Origin of the sequence: Sanguibacteroides sp. AM78-02pH3A, from assembly GCF_027666085.1 — a bacterium.
Taxonomy (GTDB): Bacteria; Bacteroidota; Bacteroidia; order Bacteroidales; family Marinifilaceae; genus Gabonibacter; species Gabonibacter massiliensis.
Genome location: NZ_JAQEHX010000012.1, coordinates 1 through 18,874, shown reverse-complemented (window position 1 = coordinate 18,874; position 18,874 = coordinate 1). Strand labels below are relative to the sequence as shown.

General features: G+C 42.2%; 12 protein-coding genes. 5 read left to right on the top strand and 7 right to left on the bottom strand.

Annotated features, from left to right (window positions below):
* Positions 1 to 88 precede the first annotated feature (88 nt).
* Positions 89 to 1,306 carry a peptidase T gene (pepT, locus tag PGR74_RS13015; protein WP_110688870.1) on the bottom strand — a complete coding sequence of 406 codons (1,218 nt, stop codon included), beginning with the start codon at positions 1,304 to 1,306 and terminating at the stop codon, positions 89 to 91.
* Positions 1,307 to 1,426: 120 nt separating this feature from the next.
* Complete coding sequence (locus PGR74_RS13010) at positions 1,427 to 3,394, bottom strand: OPT family oligopeptide transporter (RefSeq protein ID WP_041504735.1); 1,968 nt, start codon at positions 3,392 to 3,394, stop codon at positions 1,427 to 1,429.
* A gap of 593 nt (positions 3,395 to 3,987) precedes the next feature.
* Here PGR74_RS13010 and PGR74_RS13005 point away from each other — a divergent pair.
* The gene (locus PGR74_RS13005; RefSeq protein ID WP_082027428.1) at positions 3,988 to 4,812 is read left to right on the top strand and encodes a tetratricopeptide repeat protein; all 825 of its coding nucleotides are present in this window, start codon (positions 3,988 to 3,990) and stop codon (positions 4,810 to 4,812) included.
* A gap of 77 nt (positions 4,813 to 4,889) precedes the next feature.
* Here PGR74_RS13005 and nifJ read toward each other — a convergent pair whose 3' ends face one another.
* The 5 genes from nifJ to PGR74_RS12980 all read right to left on the bottom strand — a co-directional run bounded on the left by nifJ (position 4,890) and on the right by PGR74_RS12980 (position 13,595).
* Positions 4,890 to 8,423, bottom strand: coding sequence for a pyruvate:ferredoxin (flavodoxin) oxidoreductase (nifJ, locus tag PGR74_RS13000; RefSeq protein WP_041502988.1), 3,534 nt, complete (start codon positions 8,421 to 8,423; stop codon positions 4,890 to 4,892).
* Between the two features lie 128 nt (positions 8,424 to 8,551).
* Positions 8,552 to 9,727, bottom strand: a complete 1,176-nt coding sequence (locus PGR74_RS12995; protein WP_041502987.1) for an AAA family ATPase — start codon at positions 9,725 to 9,727, stop codon at positions 8,552 to 8,554.
* Between the two features lie 126 nt (positions 9,728 to 9,853).
* Positions 9,854 to 11,830, bottom strand: a complete 1,977-nt coding sequence (gene rho / locus PGR74_RS12990; RefSeq protein ID WP_041502986.1) for a transcription termination factor Rho — start codon at positions 11,828 to 11,830, stop codon at positions 9,854 to 9,856.
* 123 nt (positions 11,831 to 11,953) lie between these two features.
* Positions 11,954 to 12,592 (bottom strand): 16S rRNA (guanine(527)-N(7))-methyltransferase RsmG, encoded by a 639-nt coding sequence (rsmG, locus tag PGR74_RS12985; protein ID WP_394341867.1) that lies wholly within the window; start codon positions 12,590 to 12,592, stop codon positions 11,954 to 11,956.
* A gap of 7 nt (positions 12,593 to 12,599) precedes the next feature.
* Entirely contained in the window at positions 12,600 to 13,595 is a 996-nt protein-coding gene (locus PGR74_RS12980) for a lysylphosphatidylglycerol synthase transmembrane domain-containing protein (protein ID WP_041502985.1), read from the bottom strand.
* A 166-nt stretch (positions 13,596 to 13,761) separates the two neighbouring features.
* On the opposite strand from PGR74_RS12980, the gene rsmA reads away from it, so the two are divergent.
* The 4 genes from rsmA (at position 13,762) to PGR74_RS12960 (ending at position 18,808) form a co-directional block, all read left to right on the top strand.
* The gene (gene rsmA / locus PGR74_RS12975) at positions 13,762 to 14,529 is read left to right on the top strand and encodes a 16S rRNA (adenine(1518)-N(6)/adenine(1519)-N(6))-dimethyltransferase RsmA (protein WP_041503008.1); all 768 of its coding nucleotides are present in this window, start codon (positions 13,762 to 13,764) and stop codon (positions 14,527 to 14,529) included.
* A 14-nt stretch (positions 14,530 to 14,543) separates the two neighbouring features.
* Positions 14,544 to 15,911, top strand: coding sequence for a magnesium transporter (mgtE, locus tag PGR74_RS12970; RefSeq protein ID WP_270517304.1), 1,368 nt, complete (start codon positions 14,544 to 14,546; stop codon positions 15,909 to 15,911).
* A gap of 142 nt (positions 15,912 to 16,053) precedes the next feature.
* Positions 16,054 to 17,361, top strand: a complete 1,308-nt coding sequence (locus PGR74_RS12965) for an acetyl-CoA hydrolase/transferase family protein (protein WP_041502983.1) — start codon at positions 16,054 to 16,056, stop codon at positions 17,359 to 17,361.
* Between the two features lie 100 nt (positions 17,362 to 17,461).
* A complete protein-coding gene (locus PGR74_RS12960) occupies positions 17,462 to 18,808 on the top strand; it encodes a deoxyguanosinetriphosphate triphosphohydrolase (protein ID WP_041502982.1) in 1,347 nt (448 codons plus the stop codon).
* The last annotated feature ends 66 nt before the right edge of the window (positions 18,809 to 18,874 follow it).

Genomic DNA, 18,874 nt, shown 5'->3' with positions numbered 1-18,874 from the left:
TTTCATGGTTATTTTATCTTACAAATCTAACCATAAAAAACGAGGCTACCTGAAAAAAGCAGCCCCGTTCTCCGATAAATCTTATTTTTTACTTTGCCCAAAGTTGAATCAGATTCAAAATGGTCTGCATGGCTTTATGCATCGTATCCAAAGAGCAATACTCGAATTTCCCGTGGAAATTCATACCTCCGGTAAACAAATTCGGACAAGGTAATCCCATGTACGAAAGACGCGCTCCATCGGTCCCCCCGCGTATCGGACGCACGATAGGAGTCACTCCGGCCTGCTTCATCGCTTGAAAAGCCTTGTCGATCACCTCCGGGTGCAGTTCTACCATCTCACGCATATTATAGTATTGATCCTTGAGTGTTAAAGTAATTACCCCTTCCCCGTATTTTCGGGTCAGCAACTCGACCACCTTACTTATATATTGCTTCTTAGCCTCAAATTTTTCCCGGTTATGATCTCGGATAATATAATCGATGGTAGCATTTTCCACCGAACCACCCAACCCTACCAGATGATAAAAACCCTCGTATCCATCCGTATGTTCCGGACGTTCCCAAGCCGGTAGCAAACTGTTTATATCAGCCGCTACCTGTAAAGCGTTGATCATTTTGTCTTTCGCGTATCCCGGATGAACATTACGTCCCTGAATAACCATCTTGGCACTGGCCGCATTGAAATTCTCGTACTCCAATTCGCCCTCGAAACCTCCGTCAATCGTATAGGCAAACTTAGCCCCGAATCTCTCGACATTAAAGAAATCAACCCCACGGCCTATCTCCTCATCCGGGGTAAACCCTATACGAATCTTTCCGTGCGGCACGTCAGTATGATTAATCAGATATTCGGCCGCCGTCATGATTTCAGCTACACCGGCCTTATCGTCGGCTCCCAATAGGGTCGTTCCATCCGTTGTTATCAACGTATGACCTTTAAAATAAACCAACTCGGGAAAATCGACAATCCTCATCATCAAGTCGGCGTTCAATCTTATGTCTTTTCCATCGTAATTCTCGATAATTTGCGGGTTTATACGAGCCCCGCTCATATCCGGGCTGGTATCCACATGAGAGATGAAACCGATTACCGGACGATCTTCATAACCGGGTGTCGCCGGAATAGATCCCATAGCATACCCATGCTCATCCATTTCTACCTCCACCAATCCCAAACTCCTCATCTCCTCCGTCAAATGCTTCAACAATACCAATTGCTTTTCCGTTGAAGGAAAGGTCTCGCTGTTCTCATCACTTTGAGTATCGAAAGCGACATATCTTAAAAAACGCTCTTTTAAATCCAACATATCGATTTAATTTTTTATTTTATATTATCATTCCAAACGAAGTAATTCTTGCGATCGCACCCCCATCACTCAATCTTCCAATCCCCTAATCACTGAATCACTCAATCACTGAATCACTCAATCCGTTAACTTAGCTCTCAACGAATCTTTAATGAAATAAACGATGATCGCGATATACATCACTACGGCTAAAATTTCAGCACCGCTCCATTCCACGAACCAATCCGCACCGCAATACTTCAATATGGCGCTGATCACGCCCATCAAGGCTCCCCCCGCGATAAATCCGGAAGCAATCAATGTCCCCCGCTCCCGGCGGGATTTATTTACCTGTTCATCTTTACTACGGGAACCGACATACCAACTAATCAACCCTCCGATCAACAAAGGCGTATTTAAATCCAACGGAATAAACATCCCCAAGGCAAAGGCCAAGGCGGGAACACCGATCATCGTCAAGATCAAAGCCAACGCGGCTCCGGCAAAATAAAGCAGCCAGGGAGTTGCACCGCCCTCCATCAAAGGCTTAATCACGGCAGCCATAGCATTTGCCTGCGGTGCCACTAAAGCACCGTCTCCCACGAAACCGTAAGTCTTATTCAGTACCATCATGACTCCGGCGATAGTAGCTGCCGACACGGCCGTTCCCAAGAATTTCCATCCCTCCTGTTTAGCGGGTGTAGTTCCCAACCAATAACCGATTTTCAAATCCGTAATAAAACCTCCGGCCATAGATAAGGCCGTACAGACCACTCCTCCGATAATCATAGCGGCCGTCATTCCGCTTGTTCCGCTCAACCCCGCACTGACCAATACCAAAGAACTAAGAATAAGGGTCATCAACGTCATACCCGAAACCGGATTAGACCCCACGATAGCAATCGCGTTAGCAGCCACCGTGGTGAAGAGGAAAGCGATCACAAACACGATTAAAGTGGCAATAATCGTATGAAACATATTTCCCAACACCCCGATCTGGAAAAATACGAATATAGCGATCAATGTGGCAATCAAACCGGACAAGATCGTCTTCATCGGAAGGTCTCTCTGGGTGCGTTCCGTTGTCTCCCCCGCGTCCTTTTTCCCTTTCAACTCACTCACGGCCAATCCCAAAGCTTGTTTTATGATACCGGAAGAACGAATGATTCCGATAATACCTGCCATCGCGATGCCTCCGATACCGATGTGACGGGCATAATTGGAGAATAGCTGTTCCGGACTCATCTGACCGATCAGCATCGTAATATTTTCTCCCACGGCCAAAGTCTGTCCGTCGGCAAAATAACTGATAAAAGGGATCAGTACAAACCATACCGTAAACGAACCCGCGCAAATAAAAGCAGCGTATTTCAATCCCACGATATAACCGAGACCCAATACCGCGGCTCCCGTGTTAATCTTTAACACGACTTTCATCTTGTCAGCCAACAACTCTCCCCAACCCATAATCCGGGTAGAGATCCCTTCCGACCACCAACCGAAAGTACTCACGATAAAATCATACAATCCGCCGATAAGCCCGCTAACAGCCAACAATTTAGCCTGATTTCCCTTTTTCTCTCCCGAAACCAAAACCTCCGTCGTGGCCGTTGCCTCCGGGAAGGGATACTTACCATGCATATCCTTTACGAAATATTTCCGGAAAGGGATCAACAACATAATACCCAGCAATCCTCCGAACAGGGAAGATAGGAAAATCTGATAAAAATGTGCATCCAATCCCAAAATATAAAGAGCAGGTAAAGTAAATATAGCTCCCGCGACAATAACCCCGGAACTTGCCCCGATCGATTGGATAATGACATTCTGTCCCAACATGTTTTTACGTCCTAAGACATTACCGACCCCTACCGCAATGATAGCGATCGGAATAGCTGCTTCAAATACCTGTCCTACTTTTAATCCCAAATAAGCGGCAGCGGCCGAAAAGACAATTGCCATAATGATACCGAATGTTACCGAATAGACTGTAACCTCCTGAGGTTTAGACTTTGCCGACATCATAGGCTTGTACTCTTCACCCGGCGCAAGCTCCCGATAGGCATTTTCGGGAAGCGAATTAGGTTGTTTGTTTTCTTGATCCATCGTTTTTATAGTAAGTGATTTATTTATTCTGCCCCCAAAGATAATTATTTTAACCAAAAAATAGGAACCGAAACAACCTTTCTCTCCCGGTACAATCATTTTAACAAATCGATCCTCACGCTGTCCCCCCGTTTTTTACAAGAGTATGACTACGATGTTTTAAATAAAGATACAAATACGTGATATCGTTCATCTTATGTTTCAAACTCATCGACCATTCGTTCATCCACGAACCCCTTCTTATGTTTCCAGGCTTTCCGAAATACCTACATTGGAGCATACATTTTATCATTTTATACAAACAGATATTAAAAAATAACATCAATCCCAAACTCCAAACACCGTGTAGAAACACCCGCGCAAAACAATCCGTAAAAATAGTAACAACTCTTCCCTGTCTTTCAATACAAGAATAAACATCTAGAAATGAATCACTTTGTCTATTCACCTATTATTCTATTCAAAAGGAGAAGATTCTTTGTTAAAAAAGATATCTAAATAATAAATATCATAAATATAAATAAAAATATTTTGATAAAATCCATGTTTTTTATAATTTTATACGACTATTAACTCTAATACATCTTAACCACATGAGAAATCTATGTATGATTCTCTTTATGTTTTCATTCTTTTCGGTTTATGGCCAAAAAGACGTTGAATTAACTCAATCGGGCATCGAACAAGCCCATAAAGGTAACTTTTCGCGGGCAATAACCCTATTCGATAAAGCACTGAAGATTAATCCTGAAAATATAAAAGCCATCTACAACAAAGGATTTATCCGGGAAAACCAAAACCGTTTCGAAGAAGCCGCAGAACTATATTCCAGAATCATCGATCTGGAACCAAAGGATATATACTATTTCAGAAGAGGATACTGCTATTTTCAATCACGGCGATACCGGGAAGCACTTAAAGATTATAACCTGATGTTAAAAAAATATCCGGATGACAATGATTTACTGATGAAAAGAATCCGGATTTACATTCAACAGAAACAATGGAACAAAGTACTTTCGGATTTTGATACTTACTTGGAAAAAGATCCGGACGATTTCATCATACAAGCTAACAGGGCGAAACTATTGATTAACTTGAAAAGAGAAAAAGAGGCCCATACCATTCTGGAGAAACTAATACAAAAATACCCGGATGAAACCATCATTCTGAACAGCTGGGCTTTCTCCTTATTAAAACAGGGGTTGACCGATAAAGCCTTACAATATATTAACAAAGCCCTGAAAATAAAGCCGAGCTACGCGGCAGCCTACATCACAAGAGCTCAAATATTCTTAGAGATAGGAGACAGGGAAAAAGCATGTAAAGATTACACCCAAGCTCAAAAATTAGGTTTTCCTATCGATCAATTAAACGAAGAGAGCATTGCACGGCTGAATGCCAATTGCAAAAATTAACAAGCAGTTACACGATTAAAATGATAAAAATAGCGCTGCTCAAAAATTGAACAGCGCCATTTCCGTTATTGTGAATATTATTCGTTACCGTACTTCATTTCAGCACGACGTTTATAGCCTTCATACCTCCATTTAGCATCTCGTTCTGTCATTTCGAACAAACGTTCCGCATCTTCCGGAGCTGCCTTAATTAAGGAGTTGTAACGAACTTCGCCCATTAAGAACTCTCTGAATTTGGAATAATCCGGTTCTTTCGAATCCAACTGGAAGGGATTCTTACCTTCTTCTTCCAGCATCGGATTATAACGGTACAATTGCCAATAACCGCATTCCACGGCTTTCTTCTCCTCGGCCTGAGATTTACCCATACTTGCTTTCAACCCGTGATTAATACAAGGTGCGTAAGCAATAATCAGAGAAGGTCCGGGATAAGCCTCAGCTTCTTTCAACGCTTTCAAATACTGAGCCTGATTTGCTCCCATGGCAACTTGTGCTACATACACGTAACCGTATGAAGCAGCCATCATACCCAAATCTTTTTTCCGGATCCGTTTCCCGCTTGCGGCAAACTTCGCCACGGCACCGACAGGCGTCGATTTAGAAGATTGACCGCCGGTATTTGAATATACCTCCGTGTCCACAACCAGAACATTCACGTTCTGCCCGCTGGCTAACACGTGATCCAATCCACCGTAACCGATATCATATGCCCAACCGTCACCACCGAAAATCCATTGTGACTTTTTCGTGAAATAGGGTTTCAACGCCATGATCTCCTTGGCAACAGCCGATGTTTCTTTCGACATTGCAGCAGATAATTTATCGCTCGTTGCCAACGTCTTATCCCCGTCTTCATAAGCGGTAATCCACTCTTGTGCGGCAGCCTGAGCCTCAGCAGAGAATTGATTCATATGCTCTTCAACCAGTCTCTTGACACGTTCGCGCAAACGATTAGCACCCTCTGCCATACCGAATCCGTACTCGGCATTATCCTCAAACAAGGAGTTCGCCCAAGCCGGACCGCGACCGGTCACATTATTTTTACAATAGGGAGTGGAAGGAGCAGAACCACCGTAAATAGAAGAACATCCGGTTGCATTAGCTACCATCATTCTCTCTCCGAATAGTTGGGTAATCAATTTAATATACGGGGTCTCACCGCAACCGGCACAAGCACCGGAGAACTCAAACAACGGTTGTTGGAATTGAGAATTTTTTACATTGTTCGGTTCCACCAGGCGTTTGTAACCGACCTTTTCATCCATATATTTGAAACGAGCAATTTCAGCTTCCTGCGATTCAAGCGGCTTCATAACGAGCGCTTTCTCTTTTGCCGGACACACGTCGGCGCAGTTTCCACAACCCGTACAATCCAACGGAGATACCTGAATCTTGAATTGAAGACCGGCAAACTCCTTACCGATAGCCGGCTTGGAGGTCGTTCCGGCAGGAGCAGCGGCTAACTCCGCTTCCGTCATCAAGAACGGGCGAATGGCAGCATGAGGACAAACATAAGCACACTGATTACATTGTATACAGTTATTTACTTGCCATTCCGGTACATTAATTGCAATTCCCCGTTTTTCATAACGGGAAGTCCCGGCAGGAAAAGTTCCATCCTCGCGTCCCGTAAACGCACTTACCGGAAGATCATCTCCAGCTTGAGCATTCATCACATCTACCACCTTACGGATAAATTCAGGACGATTCGGATCGGGAGCTACAACTTCATCTTGCAAGTTTTTCCAATCGGCAGGGATTTCTACCTTAACGACATGCTCACCGCCGGCATCCACTGCCGCGTAATTCATTTTTACGACAGCTTCTCCTTTCTTGCCGTATGACTTATCGATGGCTTTTTTCATTTCACTCACGGCCAATTCATACGGAATCACGTTCGTAATTTTAAAGAAAGCAGCCTGCATAATCGTATTCGTACGATTGCCCAAACCTAATTGCTGACCCAATTTCGTACCGTTAATAATATAAAAATTAATCTCATTCTGGGCTAAATAACGCTTCATGGCATTCGGAAGATGATTCCCGACCTCTTTTTCATCCCAAATAGAGTTCAACAAGAAAGAGCCCCCCTTCTTCAATCCTTTCAATACGTCATACATATGAACGTAAGCCGGAACGTGACATGCCACAAAGTCAGGAGTCGTTACTAAATAAGTAGAACGGATCGGCTCATCACCGAAACGAAGGTGAGAAGCGGTAAAACCTCCCGATTTTTTAGAGTCATAAGCGAAATAAGCTTGACAATATTTATTGGTAGCACTACCGATAATCTTAATCGAATTCTTATTGGCACCAACCGTACCGTCCGAGCCTAAACCGTAAAACTTAGCCTCATAGGTTCCGGCAGAAGTTACTTTTACTTCCGGTTCTACGGGAAGAGAGTGGAAAGTAACATCATCTACGATTCCGATTGTAAATTTATCCTTAGGCTCATTCATTGCCAAATTCTTGTATACGGCGATAATCTGCGCGGGAGTTACGTCTTTGGAACCCAAACCGTAACGTCCACCCACGATAACCGGAGCATTCTCTTTGCCGTAGAAGATCTCTTTCACATCCAAATACAACGGATCTCCGTTTGCTCCCGGCTCTTTTGTACGATCAAGTACGGCAATTCTTCTTACAGATGCCGGCATGACGTCCATAAAATATTTAGCAGAGAACGGACGGTACAGGTGTACTGCTATCATTCCGACCTTTTCTCCCTGAGCCATCTTATAGTCGATTACCTCCCGAATGGTCTCGGTCACCGACCCCATAGCTATGATGATATTCTCGGCATCGTTCGCACCATAGTAATCAAACGGACGATACGTACGTCCCGTGAGCTTAGACATCTCTTTCATGTATTCAGCCACGATATCGGGAACCGCATCGTAAAAACGATTGGCAGCCTCTCTTGCCTGGAAATAGATATCCGGGTTCTGCGCCGTACCCTTCGTCACCGGATTCTCAGAACTTTGAGCTCTATCGCGGAACTCCTGCAACGCCTTCATATCCACTAATCCGCGCAGATCTTCCATATCAATCTCTTCTATCTTCTGTATTTCGTGAGACGTACGGAATCCGTCGAAGAAATTTAAGAAAGGTACTCTCGATTTTATAGCAGTCAGGTGAGAAACAGCTGAAAGGTCCATCACTTCCTGAACGGAACCGGAAGCCAACATAGCAAAACCGGCCTGACGAGCAGCGTAAACATCCGCGTGATCTCCGAAAATAGAAAGAGCATGAGCCGCTAAAGCACGGGCACTCACGTGGAAAACGCATGGTAACAGCTCTCCCGCAATCTTATACATATTCGGAATCATCAGCAATAAACCTTGCGATGCAGTATACGTGGTTGTCAAAGCACCGGCTTGCAAAGAACCATGAACGGCTCCGGCAGCACCCGCCTCTGATTGCATTTCAACCAGGCGAACTGTTTCGCCAAACATATTTTTTCTTCCTTTAGCAGCCCATTCGTCAACGTATTCAGCCATCGGAGACGAAGGAGTGATCGGATAAATACACGATACTTCACTGAACATATAGGCTATATGCGCAGCAGCAGCGTTACCGTCACAAGTAATAAATTTCTTTTCTTTTGCCATTTTTTTTTACATTAACTAACAATCATTCATTCCTCTGAAAACACGATTCAACACCTGAAAAATACCGAAGCCCTCTCCGTCCAGCATGTGATCTTATTCTCAACTATATTACACTATTTATTTAATTATCAATATACAAAACCAGTAAGCCATAAAGGTACAATATTTTTCTTCCCTCGTTCTATCATATCCGTCATTATTATTAAATTATCCTTTATTCGCCTTTTATCTCCCTCTTGTCTCACGAGAATATCATAGCGTCCGTTTACCAGAAAATCCGCATTTTCCGAATAATTCAAGCTGGCCACAGGGCATAACTGACTAACTAAAAAGGTTTTTCTGACCGTAGCGGCATCCGTATTATCCAAACATACGGCATTCAATAAATTGGGATTATGAAGATATACCTGATTAGGCTTCAAGCCGTTCTCGTCATCACTTTCCTTGTCAAACAACAAAGTCAGTAAACGGGCATTTTTCATATAATGCAAATAATTGAGTACCGTGGCCCTCGATACTCCGATTTCATGGCTCAATTTACTGATATTTACATTGTTATTATCATTTGCCACAATATAAAGCAATTGCTTCAATTTAGTCAAATATTTCAATTCTATCTGGTTATTATACGGAATATCAAACTCTAACGTTAAGTTTATATTCTTTAATAAATAATCGATATGTGATTTCTCTTCCAAATAGATGGGATAATAGCCGTATTTCAAATAATTCCCGAAATGGGCCAAAGGACGCACGCGGTCTAAAATACGGTCTACAATCTCCTCGTGATGCTCCAATATCTCCTCAAAAGCAAATACCGGAAATTTATGTCCCGTCTCCAACTCCAGGAATTCCCGAAAAGACAACCCGCTCAGGTTATACATCTCCACAATTCCGTGCAGGTATTTGTTGGATTTAATCCTCACGATGGAAGAGGCCGTAAAAACAATCCGCAATTCTGGAAAATGATCGTAAGCTTCCCTCAACTCTTTATCCCAATCGGGATATTTATGAACTTGATCCAGCAGCAATACTTTTCCCCCCAATTTATAGAAACGCTCCACAAAATGGAACAACCCCTCCGTCGCAAAAAAAAGATTATTGATATTCACGTAAAGACACGATGGATCATCCTCATAATATTCTTTGCAAAAAGCCAGAAGAAAATTTGTTTTCCCTACCCCGCGGCTCCCCTTTATAGCAATCAGACGGGCACGACAATCTATTACATCCAGCAACCCCCGACGGATAGTAGAAGTCCTCTCCTTCAATAGAATATCGTGTGTAATACGTAAACTCTCCATCTCTCTTTTTTTGCAATGCAAATATAGTAAAAAAAGATGCGTTTTGTAATCTACATGTTACAAAACATAGAAAAAGCGGGTTAAAGATCATTTTAACCCGCTTTTTTATCTTATAAGCCATCTGAATCACTTATCATTCATAGAAATCAGAAATTCCTCATTGGATTTCGTTTTTTCCAAACGATCTTTCACAAATTGCATAGCTTCAACGGAGTTCATATCCGTCAAATAATTACGTAATATCCAAATTCGATTCAACGTGTAATCACCCAACAAAAGGTCGTCACGACGCGTACTGGAAGCCGTAATATCCACAGCCGGATAAATACGACGATTGGATAATTTGCGATCCAATTGCAACTCCATGTTACCCGTTCCTTTAAACTCTTCAAAAATCACATCATCCATTTTCGATCCGGTCTCCGTCAACGCAGTGGCCAAAATCGTCAACGATCCTCCATCTTCAATATTCCGGGCCGCTCCGAAGAAACGTTTCGGCTTATGTAACGCGTTTGCATCCACACCGCCGGAAAGAACCTTACCGGAAGCAGGAGATACGGTATTATAGGCGCGGGCCAAACGAGTAATGGAATCCAAAAGAATCACCACATCATGACCGCATTCCACCATACGTTTCGCCTTCTCCAAAACGATATTAGCGACCTTCACGTGGCGTTCCGCCGGTTCGTCGAACGTAGAGGAGATAACCTCTGCATTTACATTCCGGGCCATATCCGTAACCTCTTCCGGGCGCTCGTCTATCAACAGTATAATCAAATAAACCTCCGGATGATTAGCAGAAATGGCATTGGCTATTTCTTTCAATAACATGGTTTTACCGGTCTTTGGTTGAGCAACGATCAATCCGCGTTGTCCTTTACCGATAGGAGCAAACATATCTACCACCCGGGTCGAAATGGTCGCACGTCCGTTTCCGGTCAAATTGAATTTTTCATTCGGGAAAAGAGGGGTAAGATGATCAAACGGGATACGATCCCGGACAGCTTCCGGAGACTTCCCGTTGATCTTTTCCACTTTTATCAAGGGGAAATATTTTTCTCCCTCTTTGGGCGGCCGCACCGTTCCTTCAACCGTATCACCGGTTGAGAGACCGAAAAGCTTAATTTGGCTCTGTGACACGTATATATCATCCGGCGAGTTCAGGTAATTATAATCCGATGAGCGTAAAAAACCGTAACCGTCAGGCATAATCTCCAACACGCCGGAATTTAATATAATACCTTCAAACTCATAATATTTATCTCTTTTGTCGAACCGCATTTTATTCGTATTCTCACGTTTCTCTTCCGACTCCGCCAACGGACTTTCAAGCACGGGTTCCTGTACCAATTCGGGCAAAATATCAACATCCGGCTCATCCAATACGATATCGTCCTCTACAACTTGCTGTAAGGCTTCGTTATCTTTCTCGTAACGCTTAGCCTTCTTTACAAATTTAGACATCCGATCCTGTTTTGCCGGAAAATTTTCTTTACTCTTTTCTTCTTCCTTCTCCTCCGGTATAGCGGGCTCCGAACTTACCGACTGTTCATTATTTTCCGGCTTTTTATTCCGGCGATCCATAAACTTACGATTAGGCTTGTTTCCCCGTTTATTTTCCTGACTACTTTCTATTTTCTTCTCCTCAGGAGCCGTCTCTTCAACTTCCTCTTTTTTATTCTCGACAACTATACCGTTCTCCGTACGATTCAGAACTATATCCTTATCCAAAATATCACTATGGATAACATTAATAACCCGGGGTTCTTCCTTCTTCTCCGCTTCTACCGCCACAGGTTCTTCTTTTGGTTCCTCTTTTGTAGGTAGGGTCTGGGATTTGTTATCCTTCTTATTAAACCTTTTCATTCCTCCATTGGAATCTCCCACTTTCTGCACCCCTCCCCGTATAACCCGCACCCTGGGCTTCTTTTCTTTCGGTTCAACAGGAGTAGTTTCTTCTGTAGCCACCATAGCCTGCTGATCCAAAATCTTATATATCAGCTCTTTCTTTTTATAGGATTCAACCCTTTTAACATTCAGATCTTTTGCAATTTGACGCAAATCTGAAAGTAATTTTTCATTCAGTTCTAAAATATCGTACATATAATTACGTTATGGATAATTATCATTAAGTAAGTTAAGTCACCCGGCATGAACCAGGTGGAAAGTATAATCTGCACAAAATTAGAAAGAATTATCTTTATTCCCAAATTGTTAAGAAATAATTTAAAGCAACGGCATATAAATTATTTTTTTGGTTGCAAAAAACTCTTCTTCAAAAAAATCCGGAATACCATATACACGGACCTTATCTCTATACGGTTTTATCTCCTCGTCAAAATCCCCTCCCTTTATATAAAGAATCCCGTTCGGCAATTCGTTGTTTCCTCCTTTTCGAATGCGATTCCGCGTCCAGGACATAAAAGTTGGAAATGCCGTAACCGCCCTACTTACAATAAAATCAAATTTTTCTTTTACCTCTTCAACCCGAAGTTGCTCCGCTCTTACGTTTTTAAGCCCCAAAGCTGTCACGATTTCCCGAACGACCTTTATCTTTTTACCGATCGAATCTACTAAAAAAAAATCCGTTTCCGGAAAAAGAATCGCCAAGGGGATTCCCGGAAAACCTCCGCCAGTACCGACATCCATAACCCGGGTACCCGGTTTGAAAGAGATAACTTTCGCGATGGCCATGGAATGCAATACATGATGAATTTCCAATTCGCCGATATCTTTTCGAGATATGACATTTATTTTTTCATTCCATTCCCGGTACAGTCCTTCCAATTGTTCCAGTCGTTTTTTTTGCAAGTCACTCAATCCGGCAAAATATTTCTGAATGAATTCCATTGTTTCTTTGATCATTAATTAATTAGCGATTCCGATTGTAGATAGGCAAGTACAGCATACACAAAACTCCCATTACGATATACAATAAGGTCATCGCCCCGTGAGACAATAAAGCGAACGTCTTGGCCAGACTTTCCATTTCGGGAGTATTCGGCAGATACAACATCAAGGCAGCCACAACCATAAAATGCCATGCCCCGACACCCCCCTGAACCGGAGCGACCATTCCATAACTGGAAATAACAAACACGGTTAGGCCGACCAGCATATTTAAGCCGGAGGTAAACTTGAAACAGAAGAAACAGACATACAGCATTAAAAAATACATCAACCAAATGAAAACAGTATGCGCTATAAACAACCATTTGTTATCCACTCCCTTTACGGCCCAAATACCCTCCTTTAATCCAGATAAAAACTTATGTATCCGTGCCGAAAAAACGCCTTTCCGAACCAACCAAATCAATATCATTAACAGGATAACAAATAAAAAACCGATAGCCCAAATCCAACCGGATGTCAGTAAACCGTACAGCTTTTCCTTTATATCTTCGTTAGTATCCAAAAAACGTACGACTTGTCCAAATTGAGATAAAATCACGACCAAAGTCAACAATAGCAGCATGATCATATCGAACACCCGCTCCGTGACGACCGTTCCTAACAACTTGGAAAAAGGTACCTGTTCATATTTAGCTACCACTCCGCAACGAGTGAACTCTCCCATTCGAGGAATGGCCAAGTTAGCAAAATAACCGATCATAACACCCATAAAACTATTCATGAAAGAGATCTTATAGCCCATGGACCGAGTCAACAACTGCCAACGCATAGCCCGGCTGACGTGACTAAGAATTCCCAACACCACGCCGACCCATACCCAAGTATAATTTACATCTTCACGCAATACTTTCATTAAATCCGCCGGATTCTGATCCCGGTATACCAACCAAAACAAGAAAACCGTTACGGCAAAAAAAGCAAAAAACTTTATTATTTGCTTATATATTGGCTTCATCCATCAACTTTAGTAAAGTTCACACTTTAATAATTTCCTCAAATCAAAATAAAATGATTATTTTGTAAGTTGATTGCAAATGTACATTATTAATCGGAAGTTGAAAAATTAGGGAGGAGAAAGTCGTTATAATGTAAGCACATTGTTTTTAATACAACAGGAACAGATGGGTATTGTAAAAGCTAAAAAATATTTAGGACAACATTTCCTAAAAGATCAAAATATCGCTCGAAAGATCACGGACAGTCTTCTTCCTTTAACGACAAACGTGTTGGAAATAGGACCTGGGATGGGTGTCTTAACCCAGTATTTACTAAAAAATAACCGATTTTCAGTTTTGGCTATCGATATCGACCAAGAGTCCATAAGCTATCTCCACGAGGCCTTTCCGCAACAGAAAAAACAGATCATTTACGGTGACTTCCTTAAAATGGATCTCACTCTTTTTCAAAAAGAACCTTTTTCAATAATAGGAAATTTACCTTATAATATCTCGTCGCAGATTTTTTTCAGAGTTATTGAAAACAGAGATTACATTCCACAGGTTGTCTGTATGATACAAAAAGAGGTCGCCGATCGGATCAGTGCTTCCCACGGAAACAAAACCTATGGGATATTAAGTGTTTTCTTACAAACTTTTTATCATATAGAATACCTTTTTACCGTGAATGAACAGGTATTTGATCCCCCTCCCAAAGTAAAATCCGCTGTTATCCGTCTGACGCGTAACCGAAGGGAAAAATTGGATTGCAAAGAACAACTGTTTTTCAACGTCGTAAAAACCGGTTTTAATCAAAGGAGAAAAACACTCCGAAATTCATTAAAACCGATTTTACCCCCGGAATTTACTTCGGATATGTTAAATTTGCGACCCGAACAACTTAGCGCAGAAGACTTCATCACGCTATGTAAAGCCATAGAAAACAACTTATAACAGACCTGACAAGCATGCAACAATTTGAATTGACCAACGAGTTTCTCGCTAAATTAGAAGAAATCATCAACGCGAAAGATAAAGAGGGAGCTTCCAAAATAGTGGAAACCCTCCACCCTGCCGATATCGCCGAAATCTTAGAAGAACTCGATAATAAACAGGCTCAATTCTTATTCTTACTTCTTGATAATGAGTTAGCCGGTGACGTATTAGCAGAATTGGAAGAGGACGAACGTAAACGTTTTATCGAATCTTTTCCCCCGGAAATCATCGCTAAGCGTTTCATCGACAATATGGATTCGGATGATGCGGCGGATTTGGTAGGAAGCATGTCCGATGAACAACAACACGAAGTACTTTCCCACATAGAGGACTTAGAACAAGCCGGAGATATTGTCGACCTGTTGCACTATGATGAAGATACCGCCGGTGGTCTGATGGGAAAAGAGTTAGTTGCCGTCAATGAAAATTGGACCGTATTGACCTGCCTCAGGGAGTTGAGTCGACAAGCCGAAAATATCGGAGAAATTTTCTACGTGTATGTCGTTGACGATGACAACGTACTAAAAGGAAGATTATCATTAAAAAAAATGATCTTATCTCCGACATCGACCAAAATAAATAAACTGTATAACCCTGACGTCATCTTCGTTAACACGGACGAGACCGCGGAATCGGTAGGACGGATCATGCAAAAATACGATTTGGTAGCCATTCCGGTCGTGGATTCCATCGGACGACTGGTAGGTCGAATTACGATCGACGACGTCGTGGATGTCATTCGTGAAGAGGCTGAAAAAGACTATCATATGATGTCCGGTATCACCCAAGACGTGGAATCTTCGGATACGATATGGGACCAGACAAAAGCTCGTCTACCTTGGTTAATCATAGGTCTTTTCGGAGGAATGTTAGCTGCCTATATGATCTCGTTCTACCAGGCGGATATTGCCCTTTTCCCGGCTACGGCCATGTTTATCCCAGTTATCACCGCCATGGGAGGAAATGTAGGAATACAATCTTCGGCCATCGTCGTAAAAGGTTTGGCCTCCTATTCTCTCGGAGTAAAAAATATTTTCCAAAACATTATTAAGGAAATAGGAGGAGCTTTAATCAACGCTACCATATGCTCTTCCATCATTTTTGTCCTCACCCTTTGTTTCAATATGAACTCTTTCGCCATGCCGCTCACGGTAACGATTTCTCTCTTTACGGTAATTATTTTTGCTTCGCTATTCGGAACGGCTTTCCCTCTGTTACTCAATAGAATCAATATTGACCCGGCTCTGGCTACCGGTCCTTTCATCACCTTAACCAATGATATCATCGGATTAAATATCTATCTTTTCATCGGAAAATTAATCCTTGCCGAACTATTATAACCCCCCTTTAGCATTAGCTTCCAAAAGCACTTTTTTAATTACAGAAAAAATTGTTTAATTAAAAGAGTGTTGCTAACTTGCGCCCTCGATAAGAAAGAAAAACTGCTATAAATCATAAGGCGTTAAGATAAAATAAATCATTATGTATCAAGGAATAAAAACAGTATCATTTGAAGAAGCTGTAAAAGTAGTGAAATCGGGTGATCGAATTCACATTCACAGTGTTGCTTGTGCTCCGCAAGGATTGATTCAAGCCCTTTGTAACAGAGGTCGTGCAGGAGAATTAAAAGGTGTAAGAATACAACACCTGCACACGGAAGGAAGCGCTCCCTATGCCGAAGCCGAATTCGAAGGTGTTTTCCTTCTCGAATCTTATTTCGTGGGAAGCAATGTTCGCAAACCGACCCAAGCCGGTTATGCCGATTATGTTCCCGTTCACTTGAGTGAAACACAAAAATTAATCCGCAGCGGAATTCATCCGATAGACGTAGCTATGATTCAGGTGTGTCCGCCGGATAAACACGGATACGTATCTATGGGGACCTCCGTTGATGCGACTTTAGCTGCCGTACAAAACGCGAAAACGGTTATTGCCGTCATCAATCCGAATGTTCCCAGAGCATGGGGTGACGCTATCATTAAATTATCGGATATCGATGTCTTCTGCGAAGACAACACGCCGTTAATCGAAGCACATCCGGCCTCTCTAACGGAAGAGGATATCAAAATCGGAAAAAACTGCGCCGCATTAATCGAAGACGGAGCTACCTTGCAAATGGGAATCGGAGCTATTCCGAATGCCGTGCTTTCTCAATTGGGAAATCATAAAAATTTAGGTATTCACACCGAAATGTTCGCTGACGGCGTACTGCCTCTCTATGCCAAAGGAGTCATCAATAACTTAAATAAAAAATTCGATAAAGGAAAGATCGTATCCACCTTCTTAATGGGTTCCAAAGAAGTATATGATTTCATCGACGATAACCCGGCCGTAGCCATGATGGATGTAGGGTATACCAACGACCCGTGCATCATCGCTCAACAACCTAAGATGACAGCCATTAATTCGGCTCTGTCCGTCGATATTACGGGACAGGTGAATGCCGACTCCATCGGGTGCAAATTTTACAGCGGTTGCGGCGGCCAATTGGATTTCATCCGCGGAGCAGCAGCCAGCGAAGGAGGTAAACCCATCATCGCCTTACCCTCCGTTACCAACAAAGGAGTGAGCAAAATTACCCCGACCCTATTAAACGGAGCCGGAGTCGTGACCACCCGTTTTGACGTCCATTATATCGTAACGGAATTCGGTGCGGCCGATTTATACGGAAAAACATTGCAACAAAGAGCAAAAGCACTTATCGCTATCGCACATCCGGATCATCAGGAAGAGTTGGACAAAGCAGCCTTCGAACGATTCGGCAGTCATTTCCATTTTATCCAAAAATAAAAAGAAAAGAGGAAGCTTAAATTAGCTTCCTCTTTTTTTATTACTATTTTTGTACATAATACCGATCAATGGATCAGGTATTTTTTTTAAATTTTTTATTATGGATTGGAATAAACTTATATCTGCCAGACGGTATCAACCGGGAAGTGCCCCCACCCTATTTCGTTCGCACGATCGTTCGCAATTCCAAAGGGACTACGATCGTTTGATCTTCTCTTCTCCCTTCAGACGCTTACAAAACAAAACCCAGGTATTTCCTTTACCGGGAAACATATTCGTGCACAACAGACTAACCCATAGTCTGGAAGTAGCCAGTGTAGGGCGTTCCTTAGGAATCAAAATCGCCCAATTTATAAAGCAAAGAGAGAGAGTAGAAAACCCTGAAATTTTAGAGGAAATCGGAACGATTGTCAGTACGGCTTGCCTGGCCCATGATTTAGGAAATCCCCCTTTCGGTCACTCCGGTGAAGAGGCCATATCTTACTTTTTCATAGATGGTGAGGGACAATACCTAAAAAAATTACTCACGGATGAAGAGTGGGCGGATATCAGTCATTTTGAAGGGAACGCGAATGCCTTCAGATTACTAACCCATAACTTTAACGGCCGGCGGCCGGGAGGATATACCATGACATATACCACGTTAGCCTCCATCGTCAAATATCCTTTCGAATCCAAAGCGGCAGTTAAAGGGCATAAATACGGTTTTTTCCAAAGTGAAAAAGAGATTTACCGGGAAATTGCCGAAGAGTTGGGATTAATCCAGCTGAATGAAAAACCTCTTCAATTCGTACGCCATCCTTTAGTCTTCTTAGTCGAAGCCGCAGATGATATCTGCTACCAAATTATGGATATCGAAGATTCCCATAAACTGAAAATTTTATCTTACGATGAGACGACCAAAATATTATTAAATTTCTACGATAAGGAAGAGGATAAAGAGGATTTGAAAACGATAGCCAAAACATTCAAAATAGTTACCGACAAAAATGAGTGTATCGCTTTTTTACGAGCCGGAATCATCAACAAATTGATCAATGCCTGCGCCAACGTATTCTGTGAGAATTACGAGGCAATCATGAACGGTACATTCAAAGGTTCTCTGATACAACACCTTTCCGGAATCAATAAAACAGCTTATGATGCCTGCACCGATTTGGCTTATTCGCGCATATACCATACCAATATCGTGACTCAAATTCAAATAGCCGGTTTCAAAATATTGGCCACGATCCTTAAAGAATACATCGATGCCGTCCTGAAACCGGGAACCTATTATGCCCGAAATATATTATCCATCATGCCGGAACAATACAAAGTACACCAAGACGATAGCATTTATACAAAAATTCAAACCGTAACCGATTATGTATCGGGGATGACCGATTCCTACGCCCTGAATCTTTACCGCAAAATAAAAGGTATCGAACTACCCGAAATCAAATAAATATGTTATTTGCAAATAAATTCCATTGAATTTTATTCCAAATAACAACAAGTATAGATTGAAAGA